General features: G+C 66.0%; 1 protein-coding gene. It reads right to left on the reverse strand.

Annotated features, from left to right (window positions below; translation table 11 throughout):
* Window positions 1–1,566 (reverse strand): transketolase (gene tkt / locus ACJ8PN_RS25545; RefSeq protein WP_442535377.1); only part of this gene is annotated, 1,566 nt, incomplete at both ends.

Here is a 1,566-nt window from a genome sequence, read left to right on the forward strand (position 1 = left end):
CTGCTCTGCGCTGCGCGGCTGCTGGGTCAGGTTCTGGCGCGAGAACACCAGCGTGGTCGGGCCGTCGTTGCGCTCGATGCCGTACTGCCACGCCACCGCCGATTCCACCTGGTCGCACGGGCGCCAGGTGCTCATGTTCGGGGTCACGCGCAGGCTCGCCAGCTGCTCCACCGGCTGGTGGGTCGGGCCGTCTTCGCCCAGACCGATGGAGTCGTGGGTGTAGACGAACACGTTGCGCAGCTTCATCAGCGCCGCCATGCGCACCGCGTTGCGGGCGTATTCCACGAACATCAGGAAGGTCGCCGAGTACGGCAGGAAGCCGCCGTGCAGCGCGATGCCGTTGGTGATGGCGGTCATGCCGAACTCGCGCACGCCGTAATGAATGTAGTTGCCCGCCGGGTCAACGTTCAGCGCTTTCGAGCCGGACCACATGGTCAGGTTGCTCGGCGCCAGGTCGGCGGAGCCGCCCAGGAACTCCGGCAGCACCTTGCCGAACGCTTCCAGCGCGTTCTGCGACGCCTTGCGGCTGGCGATGTTGGCCGGGTTGGCCTGCAGTTTTTCCACGAACGCCTTGGCGTCGGCTTTCCAGTCCGCCGGCAGCTCGCCGTTCATGCGGCGCTTGAACTCGGCGGCCAGTTCCGGGAAGGCCCTGGCGTAGGCGGCGAACTTGTCGTTCCAGGCCGCTTCCTTGGCCTGACCGGCTTCTTTGGCGTCCCACTGGGCGTAGATGTCCTGCGGGATTTCAAAGGCGGCGTATTTCCAGCCCAGCGCTTCGCGGGTGGCGGCCACTTCGGCAGCGCCCAGCGCGGCGCCGTGCACGTCATGGGTGCCGGCCTTGTTCGGCGAACCGAAGCCGATAACGGTCTTGCACATCAGCAGCGACGGCTTGTCGGTCACCTGGCGCGCTTCTTCAATCGCCGCCTTGATGGCGTCCGGGTTGTGGCCGTCGACGTTGCGCACCACGTGCCAGCCGTAGGCTTCAAAACGCAGGGCGGTGTCGTCGGTGAACCAGCCGTCGACGTGGCCGTCGATGGAGATGCCGTTGTCATCGTAGAAGGCGGTCAGCTTGCCGAGCTTGAGGGTGCCGGCCAGGGAGCAGACTTCGTGCGAGATGCCTTCCATCATGCAGCCGTCGCCCATGAAGGCGTAGGTGTGGTGGTCGACGATGTCGTGGCCGGGGCGGTTGAACTGCGCCGCCAGGGTGCGTTCGGCGATGGCGAAGCCGACGGCGTTGGCGATGCCCTGGCCCAGCGGGCCGGTGGTGGTTTCAACGCCCGGGGTGTAGCCGTACTCCGGGTGGCCCGGGGTTTTGGAATGCAGCTGACGGAAGTTTTCCAGCTCGCGCATCGGCAGGTCGTAGCCGGTGAGGTGCAGGAGGCTGTAAATCAACATGGAGCCGTGGCCGTTGGAGAGCACGAAACGGTCGCGGTCAGCCCAGTGCGGGTTAGTCGGGTTGTGGTTGAGGTAGTCACGCCACAGGACTTCGGCGATGTCCGCCATGCCCATAGGGGCCCCCGGGTGGCCGGAATTTGCTTTTTGTACGGCGTCCATGCTGAGTGCGCGGAT

It is taken from the genome of Serratia sp. CY76391 (genome assembly GCF_052166695.1).
Taxonomy (GTDB): Bacteria; Pseudomonadota; Gammaproteobacteria; order Enterobacterales; family Enterobacteriaceae; genus Serratia; species Serratia nematodiphila.